The organism is Bacillus sp. FSL R5-0397, assembly GCF_038593395.1.
Classification (GTDB): Bacteria; Bacillota; Bacilli; order Bacillales; family Bacillaceae; genus Bacillus; species Bacillus altitudinis.
The window spans coordinates 2,563,536-2,579,880 of record NZ_CP151992.1; the positions used below are offsets into that span (position 1 = coordinate 2,563,536).

At 41.6% G+C, this 16,345-nt stretch carries 19 protein-coding genes; 4 read left to right on the top strand and 15 right to left on the bottom strand.

From position 1 onward, the window contains the following. The first annotated feature begins 4 nt into the window (after window positions 1-4). The 3 genes from NSQ70_RS13080 to NSQ70_RS13090 all read left to right on the top strand — a co-directional run bounded on the left by NSQ70_RS13080 (window position 5) and on the right by NSQ70_RS13090 (window position 1,141). Complete coding sequence (locus tag NSQ70_RS13080; RefSeq protein WP_007501717.1) at window positions 5-346, top strand: YtrH family sporulation protein; 342 nt, start codon at window positions 5-7, stop codon at window positions 344-346. Beyond that, the gene (ytrI, locus tag NSQ70_RS13085) at window positions 343-846 is read left to right on the top strand and encodes a sporulation membrane protein YtrI (protein WP_007501718.1); all 504 of its coding nucleotides are present in this window, start codon (window positions 343-345) and stop codon (window positions 844-846) included. Before NSQ70_RS13080 ends, ytrI begins: the two co-directional genes overlap by 4 nt. A gap of 109 nt (window positions 847-955) precedes the next feature. Next, a complete protein-coding gene (locus NSQ70_RS13090; RefSeq protein WP_008346082.1) occupies window positions 956-1,141 on the top strand; it encodes a hypothetical protein in 186 nt (61 codons plus the stop codon). Between the two features lie 49 nt (window positions 1,142-1,190). Here NSQ70_RS13090 and NSQ70_RS13095 read toward each other — a convergent pair whose 3' ends face one another. Further along, window positions 1,191-2,132, bottom strand: coding sequence for a bifunctional oligoribonuclease/PAP phosphatase NrnA (locus NSQ70_RS13095; RefSeq protein WP_025207776.1), 942 nt, complete (start codon window positions 2,130-2,132; stop codon window positions 1,191-1,193). A 147-nt stretch (window positions 2,133-2,279) separates the two neighbouring features. On the opposite strand from NSQ70_RS13095, the gene NSQ70_RS13100 reads away from it, so the two are divergent. Beyond that, window positions 2,280-2,582 carry a YtpI family protein gene (locus NSQ70_RS13100; RefSeq protein WP_003216665.1) on the top strand — a complete coding sequence of 101 codons (303 nt, stop codon included), beginning with the start codon at window positions 2,280-2,282 and terminating at the stop codon, window positions 2,580-2,582. Between the two features lie 202 nt (window positions 2,583-2,784). On the opposite strand, the gene NSQ70_RS13105 is transcribed toward NSQ70_RS13100, so the two are convergent. The 14 genes from NSQ70_RS13105 to sppA form a co-directional block, all read right to left on the bottom strand. Beyond that, entirely contained in the window at window positions 2,785-4,107 is a 1,323-nt protein-coding gene (locus tag NSQ70_RS13105) for a CBS domain-containing protein (protein WP_017358275.1), read from the bottom strand. A gap of 144 nt (window positions 4,108-4,251) precedes the next feature. Next, window positions 4,252-4,935 carry a metal-dependent hydrolase gene (locus NSQ70_RS13110; protein ID WP_024718665.1) on the bottom strand — a complete coding sequence of 228 codons (684 nt, stop codon included), beginning with the start codon at window positions 4,933-4,935 and terminating at the stop codon, window positions 4,252-4,254. Window positions 4,936-5,001: 66 nt separating this feature from the next. After that, window positions 5,002-5,757, bottom strand: a complete 756-nt coding sequence (locus tag NSQ70_RS13115) for an SDR family oxidoreductase (protein ID WP_008343153.1) — start codon at window positions 5,755-5,757, stop codon at window positions 5,002-5,004. Between the two features lie 95 nt (window positions 5,758-5,852). Next, window positions 5,853-6,758 carry a phosphotransferase gene (locus tag NSQ70_RS13120; protein WP_342502203.1) on the bottom strand — a complete coding sequence of 302 codons (906 nt, stop codon included), beginning with the start codon at window positions 6,756-6,758 and terminating at the stop codon, window positions 5,853-5,855. 118 nt (window positions 6,759-6,876) lie between these two features. Continuing rightward, window positions 6,877-8,250: an argininosuccinate lyase gene (argH, locus tag NSQ70_RS13125; protein ID WP_008343150.1), complete on the bottom strand. Its 1,374-nt coding sequence runs from the start codon at window positions 8,248-8,250 to the stop codon at window positions 6,877-6,879. Then, window positions 8,247-9,458 carry an argininosuccinate synthase gene (locus NSQ70_RS13130; protein ID WP_017358278.1) on the bottom strand — a complete coding sequence of 404 codons (1,212 nt, stop codon included), beginning with the start codon at window positions 9,456-9,458 and terminating at the stop codon, window positions 8,247-8,249. The genes argH and NSQ70_RS13130 overlap by 4 nt, the downstream gene beginning before the upstream one ends. 173 nt (window positions 9,459-9,631) lie before the next feature. Then, on the bottom strand, window positions 9,632-10,147 hold the full coding sequence (locus NSQ70_RS13135) for a molybdenum cofactor biosynthesis protein B (RefSeq protein ID WP_024718668.1): 516 nt from the start codon (window positions 10,145-10,147) through the stop codon (window positions 9,632-9,634). A 99-nt stretch (window positions 10,148-10,246) separates the two neighbouring features. Further along, the gene (locus tag NSQ70_RS13140; RefSeq protein WP_024718669.1) at window positions 10,247-11,431 is read right to left on the bottom strand and encodes an acetate kinase; all 1,185 of its coding nucleotides are present in this window, start codon (window positions 11,429-11,431) and stop codon (window positions 10,247-10,249) included. 229 nt (window positions 11,432-11,660) lie between these two features. Continuing rightward, window positions 11,661-12,635 carry a class I SAM-dependent methyltransferase gene (locus tag NSQ70_RS13145; protein ID WP_160757456.1) on the bottom strand — a complete coding sequence of 325 codons (975 nt, stop codon included), beginning with the start codon at window positions 12,633-12,635 and terminating at the stop codon, window positions 11,661-11,663. An 88-nt stretch (window positions 12,636-12,723) separates the two neighbouring features. Further along, the gene (tpx, locus tag NSQ70_RS13150) at window positions 12,724-13,224 is read right to left on the bottom strand and encodes a thiol peroxidase (protein ID WP_007501731.1); all 501 of its coding nucleotides are present in this window, start codon (window positions 13,222-13,224) and stop codon (window positions 12,724-12,726) included. A gap of 112 nt (window positions 13,225-13,336) precedes the next feature. After that, window positions 13,337-13,792, bottom strand: coding sequence for a GerW family sporulation protein (gene ytfJ / locus NSQ70_RS13155; protein WP_047945295.1), 456 nt, complete (start codon window positions 13,790-13,792; stop codon window positions 13,337-13,339). Window positions 13,793-13,806: 14 nt separating this feature from the next. Next, window positions 13,807-14,514: a DUF2953 domain-containing protein gene (locus tag NSQ70_RS13160; protein WP_034647385.1), complete on the bottom strand. Its 708-nt coding sequence runs from the start codon at window positions 14,512-14,514 to the stop codon at window positions 13,807-13,809. Window positions 14,515-14,615: 101 nt separating this feature from the next. Then, a complete protein-coding gene (locus tag NSQ70_RS13165) occupies window positions 14,616-15,140 on the bottom strand; it encodes an RDD family protein (protein ID WP_268372984.1) in 525 nt (174 codons plus the stop codon). Between the two features lie 14 nt (window positions 15,141-15,154). Continuing rightward, window positions 15,155-16,156, bottom strand: coding sequence for a signal peptide peptidase SppA (sppA, locus tag NSQ70_RS13170; RefSeq protein ID WP_024718673.1), 1,002 nt, complete (start codon window positions 16,154-16,156; stop codon window positions 15,155-15,157). Between the last annotated feature and the right edge of the window lie 189 nt (window positions 16,157-16,345).

The following is a 16,345-nucleotide window of genomic DNA, read 5'->3' on the forward strand; positions in this document are numbered from 1 at the left end:
AAAAATGGATGTGAAGGAAGCCTTTATTCCAAACTTTATTAGCTGTTATTTTATCGCACTAGGGGTTATTTTGGGCGGTGCCATTATAGGCGGGGTAGGTGCATATTTATCTGGTCAGCCGCCGCTATCAATTATTTCAAGTCTTGCCAACCGCTTAAAAATTTGGGCACTTGTTGCGGCAATCGGTGGAACTTTTGATGCGGTCTATAGTTTTGAAAGAGGGATTTTCGAAGGGAACACACGTGATATTTTCAAGCAGATCTTGCTCATTATCTCTGCTATGGGCGGTGCGCAAACGGGGTATCTCCTGATTACGTGGCTCACTCAGGAGCATGTATCATCATGAGGGTGCCTGAGCTGTATAAACGTCCAGGCTGGCAGCGTTTTTTTGCTGGGATGATGTTCGGCGCAATTATCAGCTGGCTGATTTTTCTCTTTACGTATGGCACCTTTCAGGAGAAGCAGGTGACACTGCTCAGAAGCCAGCAGCACCATATGGACAGTCTGAAAGAACAAATCACACTCTATCGGGAAGATTTGCATAAATTAAATGAAGACAATAAGCAGCGTCTGCTTATTCAGAGCGTAGACGTTCACCTCGTCAACCGTGAGCAGTACAAAATCCCGGAACCAGATACCTTGAAATTCGAAGATCAGGTGAAAGAGGATATCTCAGAGGTGATCACAAAGGATATTGAAAGTGTGTATAAAACAAAAGAGCTATTAAAACGGACCGTGGAAAATAAAGAATATACGATTAGAGAAAAGGCATACCGGGCCAAAGTCACCGAACTGACCATCTATACAAAGCTTTCGCTTGAAGTGCGTATTTCCTTTGCTGAATAATAGATGATGTGGAATTTTTATGAATTTCTGCACTCAATGATCGCTTTTCACTTGTTATTTTTATACACTAAAAGAAGAACGAGATGATCATAAGAAAGAGGTGAGAACAATGGAGGTTTACAGCTATCGTCAAATGGCACGAGACAAAGCAAGCCGGATTAAAGACGGCATGTGTGCTTATGCTGAGACAGAAATGATGGCCCATTTAATTAAAAAAGAATTAAAGCATCAAAATCTCCAAGCCTATGAAGATTCAACTGACATCGGCTGCTGGTTTATCCCTGTATCCAAGTAACCCTTTTCTCAAAGCTCAAAAAAAGAGAGGGGGACTTGAAGCCCCTCTCTCACGATGATGATTTACATACTTCTTCTAAATCACGCAAAATCTCATCTGCAACTGCCCAATCATATATGGACGCACCGGCTGCAAGCGGGTGACCTCCGCCATGATATTTTTTAGCAATGGTGTTAATGACGACGCCTTTTGAGCGGAATCTCACACGAATCTGATCGTTCTCTTCCACAAAAAAGACCCATGCCTTAATCCCTGCAATATTTCCAAGTGTCCCAACAAGCTGTGAGGCTTGCTGCGCTGTTGTTTGGAACGACTCCAAAATGTCACGTTTAATAAAAACAGAAGCTACGCCATTCTCTGATAAAGAGATATGTTGAAAAATATAGCCATTTAATTTCACGACATTCAAATCTGTCTCATACAATTGATTGAAAAGGTCTGATGATGAAAACGGATATTCGATGAGTTCACCCGCATATTTGAGTGTCTTTTTCGTTGTGTTTGGGAAAAGGAAACGGCCTGTGTCTCCTACAATGCCGGCATAAATGAGTTCTGCCGCCTTTGTATTCAGCTGATATCCTTCTTCTTTCCCCTCTAAATACAGCTCATAAATCATTTCACTGACAGAGCTTGCTTCTGTATCAACCCAAAGCAAATCACCATACGGATCTTCATTCGGATGATGATCAATTTTCATCAGTTTATCGCCCATTGAATAGCGCTGATCATCAATTCTAGCTTGATTCGCAGTGTCACAGACAATGACAAGGGCACCTTTGTACACTTCATCCGGCACGTCATCTAATTCATATAAAAATGAAAGGGATGGCTCAGGGGTTCCTGTTGCATAAATATTTTTTTCTGGATAGGTGGCACGCAAGATTTCCGTAAGGCCGCACTGTGATCCATATGCGTCTGGATCAGGTCTTACATGTCTATGAATGATGATGGTGTCATATAATGATATGGTTCTAATCAGTTCTTTTTTCATAAATACTCCTTCTTATGCGATACTCTTTTTATTATTAAATCATAATCTACCCAGACAGAAAAGTGAGGAATAGACAATTTATTCTAGTAAGCAAGCCTATTTACGTTTAAAATAGGGTTGTAACCACTTACAATGGAGGCTTGGCACATGCTTGTTTTGATTGTGTTTATTATTTGTTCTGCCATGTTTTATTTATACTACAAAGCAAAGAATGTCCGTACGAACCGGCCGGTCGAAAAGAAATTCTGGTCTGCCAAATCAAGTATGGCACTTGGCTGCTTTGTCCTGCTCTTCGGTGTGAATCAATTATTTTTAAACCGCTCGTCACTCGCATTTGTCATTGGGTTTATTTTTGTTGCAGTTGGTATCGGCAGTACATGGGCCGGATATAAAGCCTATAAGCACTATCTTCCGCTCTTTTTAAAGGAAGGCGAAAAAGACCACGCATAATAGAGAAAGGGCTAAAATGAACTTGATTTTAGCCCTTTCTCTTCTTTTCAGCGTGTTAGAAAACCTTTGCAGTCTAGGAAGGACAGCTACTTTTACGGAGCGAATTTGTCATTCGTGAGCACCAGCACGCAGGACTGACAAAGAATTCGAGGGGTTTGTTTACACGCTGAAAGGGCGCATTCATGCCGCCCTTTTTTGCCATTTATCCTCTCTCCATCAGCTGCACCATTAACATCGCTTTGCCTACAATATTTGACTGATGGTAAACTTCCACTTCCAGCTTCCCAAACTTGCGCCCAACTTCTAAAATATTCGGTTTGATCTGTATCGTGGATTCCATTTGAACTGGTTTTAAGAAATAGACAGAAAGACTTTCTACAATTAGTTCGCCTTTTTTATGAGACTTTAAGAAGCGGTTGGCTGATTCGATTAAAATTTGTGTAAACACACCATACGAAATATTACCGAGTTGATTTGTCATTTGTGGTGAGACTTCATATTGGTACACCGCATCTGTTTTTGGTTTTTCTGTCTCAGTCTCCTTAAATCCTCGTGACACGACATCATCCAACTTTTCACCGACCTGCGGCTGCTTTTGAATCATTTGCAGCGCCTTCAGCACGTCCTGACGACTAATCATCCCAATCAGCTTCGCATGATCATTTACAACTGGCAGCACCTCAATACCTTCCCACACCATCATTTGTGCAGCTGAAGCGACAGATGTTTTGCCAATAACGGTCAGCGGATTTTTTGTCATCACCTTTTCAATCGGTGTAGAACGGTCATGGCCGGCAATATCCTTTGAGGTCAAAATGCCGTGAATTTTCATTTGATCGTCTGCTACCGGGAACCGGCCGTGTCCAGTTTCATAATTCTTTTCATACCATTTCTCAAGTTTGTCTTCTGGCGATAAATAGACGGTCCGTTCTATCGGCGTTAAAATATCCTCCACAAGCACAATTTCTTTTTTAATCAACTGGTCATAAATGGCCCGGTTAATGAGAGCCGCTACGGTAAATGTATCGTAGCTTGTTGATAAAATGGGCAGCTCAAGCTCATCTGCGAGCTGAATAATTTCATCATCTGTTGAGAATCCGCCCGTGACCAGCACAGCCGCTCCCGCCTCTAATGCTTGCCGGTGAGCATTGATTCGGTTTCCGACGATTAACAGGTTGCCTGCTGCTGTGTATCGCATCATCGCATCCAGTTCCATTGCACCGATGACAAATTTATTTAACGTTTTATGTAAGCCGGCTCGTCCACCAAGTACCTGACCATCAATGACATTGACGACTTCCGCATATGTCAGCTTTTCAATATTTTCTTTTTTCTTCTGTTCAATTCGAATGGTACCGACTCGTTCAATGGTGCTCACGAACCCTTTATTTTCAGCATCCTTAATAGCCCGGTAAGCCGTGCCTTCACTGACTTTCATTTCTTTCGCTATACGCCGGACAGAAATTTTCTCTCCGACATCCAATGAATCAATATACGATAAAATTTGCTCATGCTTTGTCGCCAATCCCGTTCACCCTTTTTGTTTTCAGCGTTTTCATCTATATTTCATTATAAAGGCAGGAGGCTTTTAATAGCAATTTGTCTTTTACACGAGCACGATACAGGCAAATAAAAAAGCCGGTAGAGTGCCGGCTTTTCTTTCTATTGATTATATCTCGATGGATTCTCCACTGTTTAATACGTGACCCACGCCACCATGCAAGCTGTCTGCAAACGCATGAGGATCTTGCTCAATCGGCGGGAATGTACTGTAATGAATCGGTACGACTTGTTTCGCACGAAGCCACTCTGCTGCGATTCTTGCATCGTCTGGTCCCATTGTGAAGTTATCACCTATTGGCAGGAAGGCGAGCTCAATATGATTCAGCTCCCCAATGAGTTTCATATCCGAGAAGAGAGCCGTGTCTCCAGCATGATAAATTGTTTTGCCTTCAGCAGTAAATAAAATACCGGATGGCATCCCTGTATACGTAATCGTTTTGGATTCTTCATCAATGACCGCTGAGCCATGGAACGCTTGCGTCAGCTTGACTTTACCAAATTCAAATTCACGTCCGCCACCAATAGAAAGCGGGTGTGTTTTCACCCCTTGCCAGCCTAAATAAGTGGCAAGTTCGAATGGCGCAATCACGAGTGCGTCATTGTTTTTAGCGATTTCAATCGTGTCTCCGACGTGATCTCCATGCCCGTGCGTGAGCAAAATCACATCTGCTTTCACATCTTGTGGTTTGATATCCGTGTGCTTATTTCCATTTAAAAATGGATCAATCCAAATATGGTATCCGTTTGTTTCAATGTGTACGACTGAATGTCCATGATATGTAGCTTTCATGTAAATATATCCACCTTTCGAATTTGATCTCATTTTGTCTATTCCCTCTATAAAAAGCTGAAAAACTTAGTGCCTGTGAATTACATTAAGACCACCTGTTGCTTCAATGACGGTTCCTGTAATGAGGTCTGAACGGTCATCACATAGAAATGAAATGATACGACCGATATCCTCACCTGTCCCAGACCGACCAATCGGTGTTTCATCGTCTTTTATCTGACGTGCTTCCTCTATCGTTGATTCTTTCATGTCTCCAACGATTTTGCCTGGACACACCATATTAGCGGTGATGCCGTTTTCGGCTTCTTCAATCGCAATGGTTTTCGTCAATGACGCAAGGCCCACTTTTGCCGCTCCGAAGGCTGATCTGTGCATCCAGCCTGGCGCATGGTCTGCTCCTTGGAAGCCATATGTGATAATCCGGCCAAAGCCTTGTTTTCTCATCATAGGGATCACCATTCGGAACAAATGGAACACTGCGGATAGGTTGCCTTCCATCATTTGATACCATTCGTCTTCAGAGTAATCCGCGAGTTTTTTTCGTTCAAAAATATAAGGTCCAGCATTATTGATCAAGGCGTCAATCCGCCCAAATCGCTCTGCTGCCAGCTCGACCATGTTTTTTAAATCTTCTTTGTTTGTCACATCACCTTGGACAAATTGAAGCTTTTCTTCGTATTCTTGCAGTTCTTCTTTCATCTGCCGGACAGCTTCATCATCACTTCGATAATTCACTGTCACAGAATACCCCATATTCAGTAAAGACTCGGTGACTTTCCTGCCAAGTCCTTTAGAACCCGCTGTTATTAATGCGTGTCGCACACAATCTCCTCCTAAAGCAAAGGTTGCAAGTTCATGTGTTTCTTTTGTTATCTTTACTTTACTATAAACCGGCTTCCTTCGCACTTTTGAACCCTTTAACAGTGAGGGGAAAAACGTATAGGGTGATTCATCCACTTTTTCATATCCCATGAACCATGGATATCGAGAAGTAGCGAAACAAACCGATAGCATTCTCTCACCTCATGAAGCTGGCGAGGAAGCGGGCAAATCTCTTCATAGCCCAATTGAACAGCTTGTGTAGCTTCTTTTGTCAAAAGATATTCTAGTGCAATCAAATCAAACGTAGCTGGTCCAAATACAACATATTCCGTATCAACTAGACTCGTCACTTGATCATCGTCTTCAATATATTGCGATGGGTCTAAATCAATTAAAATGAGACTGGCTGCATCAGGAGGACTTAGCTTTTCAAGCTTTTGCTGCACCTTTTCTGCATAATTCTGATATTCAGGCTGATCAGCGTAATAGTGGCTGATGAGTTTGGAAACTGCCTTTTTTAACAGCGCATGGAATTCTCTCAAATGTCTCTTTTCTCCCCCGTATACTGCACCGAAAAAGTTTGTTTGATATGAATGAAGATGCGCTAGTTTCCTCCCGTAATCCCTATAGAATTGTGCTGAACGGCCCTCAAAAGATGTTAAAGGGATTCCTTCTACTTTTTCCATGACATAAAAGTGTTTCCCCGCCTTCTTCACTTTACGAACAACTTTCGGAATATGAAAGGAATTCGTATGAGCCAGCTTTTCATTGATTTCATCAAGATGCTCCTGTACAGTACGGGCATCTACTCCATAAATCATGTTGATCCCATACACAAATTCACTTTCTTCTCTTGCAGTTTTTGGAGATTTCACTACATATTCCGTCTGATCTTGCAAGGAAATCAGCCACACATCATTAGCCCGGCCGTCGTATGGTTCTCCTAACGTTTTCACTGATACGATAGGCTGATCAAACAAAGCCTGAAGCGTTTTCTTCATGAACTGTTGTCACTCCTTATTCAGCTTGACACTGGTATGCTTTCATTTTCTCCAGTGAAGATCAATCTCCTTTTTCCCATGAAAAAAACCATCCGTATAAACGAATGGTTTTGGCGAATTACGCTAGGCAGGCTTTTGCTTTTTCTAAAGCGAGCTGAATTTGTTTAAATCCAGTTCCACCTGCACTTGTTCTTTTTTCAACAGCAACATACGGATCAAGAACAGTGTAAATATCTTGTTCAAAGAGGCCGCTTGCTTCTGTAAATGTTTCAAATGGAAGGTCACTTAAATAGATGCCTTTTTGAATGCACGTATACACAAGCTTCCCAACGATTTCGTGTGCTTCACGGAATGGCATACCTTTTTTCGCAAGGTAGTCTGCCACTTCGGTCGCATTTGAGAAATCTTCTTTTGTTGCTTTTTTCATGACATCTTCGTTCACTGTCATCGTTTGAATCATGCCTGTGAAGATTTGCAGGCTACCAGCGATCGTTTTCACCGTATCAAACATGCCTTCTTTATCTTCTTGCAAGTCTTTGTTATACGTAAGCGGCAAGCCTTTCATAATCGTGAGCAGTCCCATCAGGTTGCCATATACCCTGCCTGTTTTTCCGCGGATCAATTCAGCCATATCCGGGTTTTTCTTTTGCGGCATCATGCTGCTGCCTGTTGCGTACGTGTCATCAAGCTCAATGAATTTGAATTCTTGAGAGCACCATAAAATGATTTCTTCACAAAGACGTGAGAGGTGCATCATCACAAGACTGCTATTAGACAAGAACTCTAAAATGAAATCACGATCACTCACACCATCAAGGCTGTTCTCGTAAATATGGTCAAAGCCCAGAAGCTCTGCTGTATATTCACGATCAATCGGGAATGTCGTTCCTGCTAACGCCCCGCATCCAAGTGGTGACACATTAATCCGCTTCAATGAATCTTGAAAACGCGCTTTGTCCCGCTCAAGCATCCAAAAGTAGGCGAGCATATGATGAGCAAAGGAGATAGGCTGTGCACGCTGTAAGTGCGTATATCCTGGAAAAATCGTTTCAACGTGCTGTTCAGCTTTTTCTACAAGCACTGTTTGAAAAGAAGAGATCAGCTCAATGATATGCTCTACTTGGTTATTCAAATATAAATGCATATCGGTTGCGACCTGATCATTCCGGCTTCTCGCTGTGTGCAATTTGCCGCCAAGCGGACCAATCTCATCAATGAGCATTTTTTCAAGGTTTAAATGAATGTCCTCATAATCTACTGAGAAATCGAGTTCATCCGCCTCTGCCTTTTTCATGAGCGTATTCAGTCCGTCTTTGATTGCAGCGGCCTCCTCATCGCCGATGATACCGCATTTATTCAGCATACTTGCATGGGCAAGGGAGCCGGTCAGATCTTCTTTGACTAATTGTTTGTCGAAATGAATGGATGCACCAAACTCATCGACCCATTTTTCTGGTGTTTTTTGAAATCGGCCTCCCCAAAGCTTTTTCATGCTTTAACCTGCTCCTTTTTGTTCACGATGCTGTTTACTTTTGTTGGTAAACCCCAAAGGTTAATAAATCCTACAGCTGCATCATGATCGAATTCATCTGCTTTTGTGTAAGTTGCTAGATTTTCATCATAAAGTGAATATGGTGATTTACGTCCTTCTACAATGGCATGGCCTTTAAATAGTTTCACACGTACAACACCTGTTACGTTCTTTTGCGTTTCTTGTAAGAATGCATCTAGTGCTCCTTTAAGTGGTGAGAACCATAAGCCGTTGTATATTAATTCAGCCATTTTTTGTTCCACGATTGGCTTAAAGTGTGCTACTTCTTTGACAAGCGTTAAGTCTTCAAGTTCTTTGTGTGCTTTTAACAATGTAACTGCACCTGGGCACTCATACACTTCACGAGATTTGATTCCAACAAGACGGTTTTCCACATGATCGATTCTGCCTACACCATGCTGACCAGCAACTTCATTTAAATGAAGGATCAGATCAGATAATGAATACTGGATTCCGTCAATGGCTGTTGGTTTTCCTTTTTCAAACGTGATTTCAATGATTTCAGGTGTGTCAGGTGTTTTTTCAAGTGGATTTGTCAGATCATAAGCACCTTCTGGCGGCGCTGCCCAAGGATCTTCTAAAATACCACATTCGTTACTTCTGCCCCAAAGGTTTTGGTCAATTGAATATGGGCTGTCTAAGTTAATCGGAATTGGAATACCGTGCTTTTGTGCATAGTCGATTTCTTCATCACGAGACCATTTCCATTCACGCACTGGTGCAAGAACTTCTAGGTCTGGATTCAATGCTTTGATTGATACTTCAAAACGAACTTGGTCGTTTCCTTTACCTGTACATCCGTGTGCAACGGCTACGGCATTTTCTTTCTCTGCGACTTCCACTAACTTTTTGGCAATGAGCGGACGAGATAGTGCAGACACGAGTGGATATTTCCCTTCGTACATCGTGTGTGCTTGCAGTGCAGCAAGTGCAAATTCTTCAGCAAACTCTTCTTTTGCGTCGATCATGTAAGATTGAACAGCTCCGACTTGAAGTGCTTTTTGTTGAACGAATGCTAAATCTTTTCCTTCACCTACGTCCAGGCAGCAAGCAACAACTTCGTATCCTTGCTCCTGTAACCATTTAACTGCAACAGAGGTATCAAGACCTCCGGAATATGCTAATACGACTTTTTTATTTTGTGACATGTTTGAAAAGCTCCTCTCGCTTGTTTTGATTCTGTGAATGTTTTTTGCATAAAAATAAGTTTTAATTTATAAACATGCATTTAGTATGTATACACTGTAACAAGGAAAAATTGTTTTTTCAACCCCTTTATGAAAAAAACTCTGCCAAATTTTCTTGGCAGAGTCATTTTGAGCTATTTTTGATCTTTTTCAAGCTCTCGCAAGACATGAGGAAGCTCTGGAATAATGAGTTTGGTCATGGCTAACCGAACTGCTCCGGTAGAGCCTGGTGTGGCAAAAACGGCTTTTTGGTTAATCACCCCTGCCGTCGCTCTAGATAAGATAGCGGCTGATCCAATATCTTCTGTATAGCTCAGCATGCGAAAAATTTCTCCAAAGCCCGGCAGCTCTTTTGAGAAAAGAGGTGTAATGGATTCAATCGTGACGTCCCTTGCTGCAATACCAGTTCCCCCGTTTAACAAGACGGCATCAATCTTCGCTTCACTTGTTCCTTCTAAAACGGCGTCTTGAATCGCTCCAATGTGATCTTTCACAATATCGTATGCAAGAATAAGGTGCCCTTGTTCTTTGAGCAAATCAATCATCAGACGGCCGCTTTTATCTGTTTCTTTTGTCCTTGTATCACTGACGGTAATGACTTTTACATGAAGCCTCGTTTTCGCTTCGCGTTTATGTTCTTCGACGCTCATATCTTCACACCGCTCCTTTCATATTGCCTCACATTATAGCATGGTGATTTCAATAGAAAAAAGCCCTTTTCCGCTGAGGAAAAGAGCTTCAAAAGGATATTACGCTAAACGCATAACGTCTCTTGCAATCATAACTTCTTCGTTCGTTGGAATCACGATGACTTTTACAGGAGAGTGAGGGTAGCTGATGAATGCTTCTTCGCCTCTCATGTTGTTAAGAGATGGATCCCAATATACGCCCATGAATTCTAGACCACGAAGTACACGTGCTCTCACTTCTGAGCTGTTTTCACCGATTCCAGCTGTGAAGATGATGGCATCTACACCATTCATTCTCGCTGCATAAGAACCGATGTATTTATGAATACGGCTTGCAAAAATATCTAGTGCTACTTCAGCACGGTCGTTTCCTTCTTCTGTCGCTTCTTCGATATCACGAAGATCACTTGAAAGACCAGACACACCTAAAAGACCACTCTTCTTATTCAAAGTAGAAAGTACTTCTTCAGCTGTATGTCCTGTTTTCTCCATAATAAATGGAATAAGGGCAGGGTCAATGTTACCTGAACGTGTTCCCATTGCAACACCCGCAAGTGGTGTGAAGCCCATTGACGTATCGATTGATTTTCCGCCTTCAACTGCTGCGATACTTGCACCATTTCCAAGGTGGCAAGAAATCAAACGAAGCTCTTCAAGAGGACGGCCTAATAGCTCTGCTGCACGCTCTGTTACGAACTTATGGCTTGTCCCGTGGAATCCGTATTTACGAATACCAAAGTTTTTGTAGTAGTCATACGGAAGGCTGTATAGGTAAGACTGCTCTGGCATTGTTTGGTGGAACGCTGTATCGAACACAGCAATCGCTGGTACGTCAGGCAGAATTTGTTTGAATGCTTTGATTCCTACAACGTTTGCAGGGTTGTGAAGTGGTGCAAGCTCTGAAAGCTGATCAATGTCTTTGATGACTTCATCTGTTAAAACAACAGAATCGCTGAATTTTTCTCCGCCGTGAACGACGCGGTGTCCTACGCCATCAATTTCATTAAAGTCTTTGATGATGTTAAATTCAATTAGTTTTTCAAGCAGCATTTTAACCGCTACTGCATGATCTGGAATATCTGTGACTTCTGTTTTCTTTTCTCCATCTACAGAAATCGTGAAGATACTGTTGTCCATTCCGATTCTTTCAACAAGACCTTTTGTTAAAACGGTTTCTTCTGGCATGTCGAACAATTGGAATTTAAGAGATGAGCTTCCTGCGTTGATTGCAATAATTTTGGACATTACTGTCGCTCCTTTTACTCAGTTGTTATATAAGGTTTCACGTTTTTTCGGTGCTATATTCAACCTGTTTGAACGGGTCTTTTATAGTTTAACGATAAGTCCGAAAAATATCTGACTTTTTCATTTAAACATTGAAAACTTTGCATTTCAAGTACACCTTCGAACTGTTACCGCTTACATCAATAAGTCGTTATTTTCTGAATAATAAAATAGCCAGACATCACTCTGGCTATTCTTTCGTTTCTTTTTCTTCTAAAAACCATTGGTCTAATTTTCTCATGACGCCAACCATTGCTTCTTTCTGTGAGAAAGATGGCAGATTGGCAAATAGCATACGTTTCGGTGCTTCGAGCCCCTCTTTTTTCTTTTGCATCACAAATAAGCTTTTGGCATGCTTTTTGTCTTTGAACATAGAGACTGGCAGCTGAATTAACGCATTCATATATGCATGTTCTTTGATGAAATCCTTTAATTGTACGCTTTCTTTTCCTTCAAACAAATCATTTGGAATGATGAAGAATAAAAAGCCGCCTTCTTTCGTGTAACGAAGACTTTGTTCAATGAATAAATAATGCGCAAAGGAATGACCTTCTTTTGCCTTTAATTCATAGTCTTTAGCGCGCTCATCGTTTGGATAAAACCCGACAGGAAGACTACATACAGCAACATCTGCTGGTGAGATAAGAAGCGGCTCTAAGCTGTCCTGGTGGAAAAGCTCTACTTCTTTTTCTTCTAAGTTCGCTTGTGCCCACGCAATTTTAATGAGCACGTCATCAATTTCAGAGGCAAAACCGCGTGTTGTTTCTGCTGTTACATTGTTGAGGACCGCAAGCAGTAAATTCCCTGTTCCCGCTGCTGGATCAAAGACAACCAGCTCTTTTTGTCCTTCTAAAAATTTATTGACCAAATAGCTGACAAACAGACCAATTGTATCAGGTGTCATCTGCCGGTTTGGATGTGAAATATCCTTTTGTCCTTTTAATACGGCGAGCTGAAACGCTTTACGAATCTGCTCATGATCATAAGAGGCGAAATCTGCTTTCTCTATTAAATCTTTTAGTAAACCGTTTCGATCATTTGCCTGGAAAAAGGCTTCTCCTGCTTCTGCCAATGCTTCAATATAGGAAATGTTCTGTTCCTTTTTTAAACGAATTGAAGCTGTATCGAGCAGCTCAAAAATCGTACTCACTTGATCTTTCTGCAATGCTTTTCTCTCCTCGCTTTGTTAAAAGCTATATGTTCTCATTGAAAAGAGCCCCAGTATGAAGCCGGAGCTCTTGTCGATGGTGCTTTTATAACAGTGATTTCGCAGCCTCAATGGCTTTTTCATAATTTGGATGATTGGTTGCTTCGCTTACGTACTCAGTGTAAACCACTTTTCCGCTTGGGTCTAATACGAAGACCGCACGCGCCAATAAACGCAATTCTTTCATATATAAACCAAACGCTTCACCAAATGACATATCTCTATGATCAGATAATGTTTCAACATTTTCAATTCCGTTTGCTCCGCACCAGCGTGCTTGTGCAAATGGTAGGTCTGCACTAATGGTATAGATATTGACCGGACCTAAACCGGCTGCCTCTTCATTGAAACGTCTTGTTTGTGCGTCACACACACCTGTATCAATAGAAGGAATCACTGAGATAATCGTCACTTTTCCTGTTAAATCAGAAAGTGAAACTTCCCCTAGTGAGTTCGTTAATACCGTGAAATCTGGAGCCTGCTCGCCTACTTTCACTTCATTTCCTACAAGCGTTACTGGGCTCCCTTTAAATGTGATCGATGCCAAAACAATTCCTCCCTTATCAAATGTATGGTTCTATCATAGTAGAGAAAGCAAAAAACTGCAAAGCCTAATCGTCCATTTTGAAAAAAAAGTTAACTGCAGGGCAGCTAACTTTTTAAAGGTCTATGTCATCTAGTTTTCGTTCTTTGTGACGATGATGCTCCCGTTCATCCTTCTTAAACATGTGCTGAAGACGTTCAATTGCTTGAGGAGCAGAATCCAATATTTTATCGAGCAGATGTGTGTGTTCATCCAAATGAAGCATTCTTACGCCATTTGTTCCCACAATTAAAAAGGCGATTGGTGTAATCGATACTCCCCCACCACTTCCGCCTCCAAATGGGAGTCTCGGTTCTTTTCGTTCTTGTTCATCAGACCGTTTTTCTTTCTTTTGGTTACCGTTGAATTCACTGCCGCCGGCTGCAAATCCAAAACCAACCTTTGACACAGTGAGAATGACACTGCCGTCAGGGGTTTCGACTGGATCGCCGATGATCGTGTTCACATCAATCATTTCTTTTAAGTTTTCCATCGCTGTCTTCATCAGACCTTGGATTGGATGATCTGCCATTTTCGGGTTCCTCCTTAAACAGATGATTCATTCTTCGTTGCTTGAAGAGAGGCATTTTTTCTCGCCTTTCTCCCTTTTAACCAATGGACAAGTAATCGAATGGCTGCAAGCATAGCATGTCCAATCCGAAAATAAGCTATACATGCAAAGTGTGTCTGTGATACTTTGTGCTGAAAAGCGGGAATCACTTCATAGACGGGTTTGTGCTTAAAGGTGAGGTGCTCCTGCATAAAGGCAAGAAGTGCTCCTTTGACTGACCACACACCACCGGCTGCTACACCTGTTAAAGCTGCGTCATGAAAACCAATCCATGTGGACCAGTGAAATGAGACGATTTTTATATGAATGAAAAACGTTCGCATGATCCGGTTTAGATCGACAATTTCTTTTGTAATACGCTCCATTTGATGAAGGATTTCCTTCACATCACGTTTTCCCACTTTTTTATGCATGGTTTCTTTTTCTTGATTAGGCGTTTTGGTGCTGGCCATTTTCTTTTCACGAATATCAATCGTTTGATCTTCCGTATTCACTTTCACCATCGGAATGTCTTTCTTCAGTCTGACGATTCCATATAAGGTGATGATCTTCACCGCAATATGGTCATTGTCATTTGCATGTGAATAGTCCAGTGAAATGGTCACTTTCATAAAGATCAATAAGATCACAAGGAACAAAAAAGCTGCGATCCAAACGTACAGCACTGTGCTCACTTCCTCCATAACAAATGATGCTTCCTCTACGATTATGGCTCTCCTTCTGGATTTTATACCCAATCACCAAAAAAAAGAGTTTGACCGGTACCCGGCCAAACTCTCTTTGATTATGCGTTTGATTCTGTTTTTTCATATAAATGTTCATGAACAACCACTGTATCTGCAAAGTAGTCATGAACCCCTTGCTTTTTCGGCGTGAACCCAACCACAGCATAGAGAACAAAAAGCGTATTAATATATCGCCCCACAATTTCTCTAAAGAAAATGACATCCCATGACAGCTTCTTCTCCGGCTGAAGTGAGACGACTTTGATTCCAAACACCATCTTTCCAAGTGTTTGTTGGAAAACCTTCGTCATGATCGCAAAATAAAGCAGAAAGACAATTGTGGTTGTGACGGAAAATGGGGAAAACCAGCCTCCCCCTTTTGACCAGCCAAAGAGACTAAAGATTGGAGAAACCGTCAAATGGTTAACACCCCATACGACGAGCCAATCTAGGATAAATGCCCAAAATCTAATCCAGAAACCTGCAAAAGCCTGCGCTTCAATTGAAGTGCGCTTCGCAAGAGTCGGCCTTGATTCTCCCTCTTGGCTGCGACTTTCCGTTACTTCATCGAATGTAGAATCCATCTATGATCCCTCCTTTATTTTGAATAGAGATACATCGGTTTAGACCCATTTGAGCCAGCCAGTGTTTCTTTTAAGTTCAGAAAATCAATTTCGCTTTTAAAGAGCTTGCTTGCACTCATATTGAAGAGAGAGTTCCAGCCGAAGCTTTGAGAATAGCTGATCACTGTCGCTCCTTTTAACCCTTTTTCATTTTTCTTCATTGCTTTTAGAGCATCTTCATAGTACCCAAGCTCATCCACTAATCCGTTCGATTTCGCCTGTGTTCCGTCATAGATTCGGCCGTCAGCAATTTTCTTGACGTCCTGCTTAGACATGCCACGTCCTTCTGAGATGACTTTCACAAAGCCTTCATAAGAGTTGTCAACCATGCTTTGCATGATATCTCGCTCATCTTTTGTCATATCACGATTTGGGGACATGATGTCTTTGAATTTTCCACTTTTAATGGTTTCATATTTGATGCCTAAATTATCTGCCAGCTTTGCATAATTCAAACTTTGCATGATGACCCCGAGAGACCCTGTTAACGTTTCAGGTGAAGCAAAGATTTTTTTCGCTGGAGTGGATACATAATAGCCACCAGAAGCCGCCATTGAACCCATAGAAACATAAATTGGCTTCTTCGCTTTCTTTACTTCTTCTAATTTTTTATGTATTTCAGCACTTTCATAGACACCGCCGCCAGGAGAGTTGACGCGCAGCAAGACACCTTTCACAGACGCATCGTCTTTTGCTTTATCTAATTCCTTTAAGAACGCACGATGATCATATGCTTCCCCGCCTAGAAGGCTGGATGCACCGCCGTTATCTTGAATCGTGCCATTAATCTCAAGTACAGCAATTTTACTCGCACCGCTGCCATCTTCTAGTACCTTTTCTTCGATTTCGTCCCCGAATTGATAGCTCATCTTATTATCATTGAAGCTTTCATACAAGGCCGTCGTGATACTAATCACAATCGAAAAGCCGAAAACACCAAGTGCAATGATTAAGGCTACCCATCTTTTCGCATTCATTTCTTTCTCCTCCTTTTTGTCTCACTTCGTTCATACGAATACACACATGAAATGTTTCACAGGAACTGTGGTTTTTTTACATTTCATTTCAACATATGATAGCACCGATGTGAAATGACGATCAACTTTACATCTTCTATCATTTGCTCATCATGACGAAAAATTGGTTATTTTATCCTCTTCCTATAT

Bases quoted from the DNA above. Each gene is read 5' to 3' on its own strand.
- NSQ70_RS13080 (WP_007501717.1), top strand. From the start codon at position 5: ATGGATGTGAAGGAAGCCTTTATTCCAAACTTTATTAGCTGTTATTTT.
- ytrI (WP_007501718.1), top strand. From the start codon at position 343: ATGAGGGTGCCTGAGCTGTATAAACGTCCAGGCTGGCAGCGTTTTTTT.
- NSQ70_RS13090 (WP_008346082.1), top strand. From the start codon at position 956: ATGGAGGTTTACAGCTATCGTCAAATGGCACGAGACAAAGCAAGCCGG.
- NSQ70_RS13095 (WP_025207776.1), bottom strand. From the start codon at position 2,132: ATGAAAAAAGAACTGATTAGAACCATATCATTATATGACACCATCATC.
- NSQ70_RS13100 (WP_003216665.1), top strand. From the start codon at position 2,280: ATGCTTGTTTTGATTGTGTTTATTATTTGTTCTGCCATGTTTTATTTA.
- NSQ70_RS13110 (WP_024718665.1), bottom strand. From the start codon at position 4,935: ATGAAAGCTACATATCATGGACATTCAGTCGTACACATTGAAACAAAC.
- NSQ70_RS13120 (WP_342502203.1), bottom strand. From the start codon at position 6,758: ATGAAGAAAACGCTTCAGGCTTTGTTTGATCAGCCTATCGTATCAGTG.
- argH (WP_008343150.1), bottom strand. From the start codon at position 8,250: ATGAAAAAGCTTTGGGGAGGCCGATTTCAAAAAACACCAGAAAAATGG.
- NSQ70_RS13130 (WP_017358278.1), bottom strand. From the start codon at position 9,458: ATGTCACAAAATAAAAAAGTCGTATTAGCATATTCCGGAGGTCTTGAT.
- NSQ70_RS13135 (WP_024718668.1), bottom strand. From the start codon at position 10,147: ATGAGCGTCGAAGAACATAAACGCGAAGCGAAAACGAGGCTTCATGTA.
- NSQ70_RS13140 (WP_024718669.1), bottom strand. From the start codon at position 11,431: ATGTCCAAAATTATTGCAATCAACGCAGGAAGCTCATCTCTTAAATTC.
- ytfJ (WP_047945295.1), bottom strand. From the start codon at position 13,792: ATGGCAGATCATCCAATCCAAGGTCTGATGAAGACAGCGATGGAAAAC.
- NSQ70_RS13160 (WP_034647385.1), bottom strand. From the start codon at position 14,514: ATGGAGGAAGTGAGCACAGTGCTGTACGTTTGGATCGCAGCTTTTTTG.
- NSQ70_RS13165 (WP_268372984.1), bottom strand. From the start codon at position 15,140: ATGGATTCTACATTCGATGAAGTAACGGAAAGTCGCAGCCAAGAGGGA.
- sppA (WP_024718673.1), bottom strand. From the start codon at position 16,156: ATGAATGCGAAAAGATGGGTAGCCTTAATCATTGCACTTGGTGTTTTC.